Origin of the sequence: Agromyces terreus, from assembly GCF_009749465.1 — a bacterium.
GTDB classification, from domain to species: Bacteria; Actinomycetota; Actinomycetes; order Actinomycetales; family Microbacteriaceae; genus Agromyces; species Agromyces terreus.
Genome location: NZ_WBIS01000026.1, coordinates 1 through 1386 on the forward strand (window position 1 = coordinate 1; position 1386 = coordinate 1386).

A 1386-nucleotide genomic window follows, 5' to 3' on the forward strand; every position below is an offset into this window, starting at 1 on the left:
TGATGCGCCCCGGGTTCGGTGGAGGCTCTGATCTCACGGAGGATGAGAGTCATGGCAACACCCAAGAAGTATCCGGACGAGCTGCGTGAGCGCGCGACCCGGCTGGCAGTCGAAGCCCGGCAAGACCCGACCCGAAGTGTCGGGGCGGTGACACGGATCGCCGAGCAGCTCGGGATCAACAGCGAAACCCTGCGCGTGTGGGTCAAACGCGCCGAAATCGATGCAGGGGCCCGTCCCGGCGTGACGAGCGCCGACGCACAGCGCATCGCGGAGCTCGAGCGCGAGGTCCGTGAGTTGCGGCGGGCGAACGAGATTTTGAAGACGGCGTCGGCGTTTTTCGCGGCCGCGGAGCTCGACCGCAAACTCAGATAGCGCGTCAGGTGTCGACTGCGGTGCTCGTCGAGTACATCGACGGGCACCGCCACCGGTTCGGGGTCGAGCCGATCTGCCGGGTCCTTGCGGACGCCGGAATCCAGATCGCCCCGAGCACCTACTACGCCGCGAAGGCCCGTCCGCTGTCGGCGCGGGCGTTCCGCGATGCGGAACTGATCGTGGACATCACGACCGCGCACAAAGCGAACCTCGGCGTTTACGGCGCGAGGAAGATCCACGCTGAACTCAACCGCGAGGGCGTGCCCGTTGCCAGGTGCACGGTCGAACGCCTGATGCGCAGCATCGGGCTGCAGGGCATCCGCCGCGACAAGGCGACCCGCACGACCAACGGCGACGGGGCTGAGACTGGCAAGCCCGCCGATCTCGTCAAGCGCAAGTTCACCGCGTCCGCGCCGAATCAGTTGTGGGTCGCGGACTTCACCTACATCCGCACCCACTCCGGCTGGGTCTACGCGTCGTTCATCCTCGACGTCTACTCGCGGCGCGTGGTCGGCTGGCAGACCTCGACGAACATGCGCACCGACCTCGCGTTGGATGCCCTGGACATGGGCCTCTGGGAACGCCGCCGGACCGGGCAAGACATCACCGGCCTGATCCACCACAGCGATATGGGCGTCCAGTACCGTGCGATTCGCTACACCGAGCGGCTCGCCGAAGCCGACGCCGTGGCATCCATCGGCACCAAGGGCGACAGCTACGACAACGCGATGGCCGAAGCTTTCAACTCGCTCTTCAAAGCCGAATGCATCCGCAACCCTGCCATGCGTCCCAAAGGCGGCTGGGCATCGATCAGCGACGTCGAGATCGCGGTCGCGGAGTACGTCGACTGGTTCAACCATCGGCGACTGCACGGCGAACTCGGACACGTCCCACCAGTCGAGCACGAACAGGCGTACTGGGCTGAGCGCCCCGACGTCGACTACGCTCAACCTCGCACCCTCACGGGCGCGGCTTCCAACTAACCCGGCCTCCATCAAACCCGGGGCGCATCAT

The 1386-nt window shown here is 66.2% G+C and carries 1 protein-coding gene; it reads left to right on the top strand.

Going from position 1 to position 1386, the window contains the following annotated elements; all coding sequences use genetic code 11:
• The first annotated feature begins 51 nt into the window (after window positions 1–51).
• Window positions 52–1355 (top strand): IS3 family transposase gene (locus tag GQQ92_RS16430; protein ID WP_157000384.1). Its coding sequence is split into 2 segments (ribosomal slippage): window positions 52–346 and window positions 346–1355, totalling 1305 coding nucleotides; the frame shifts between segments, so codons are not numbered across the junction.
• Window positions 1356–1386 lie beyond the last annotated feature (31 nt).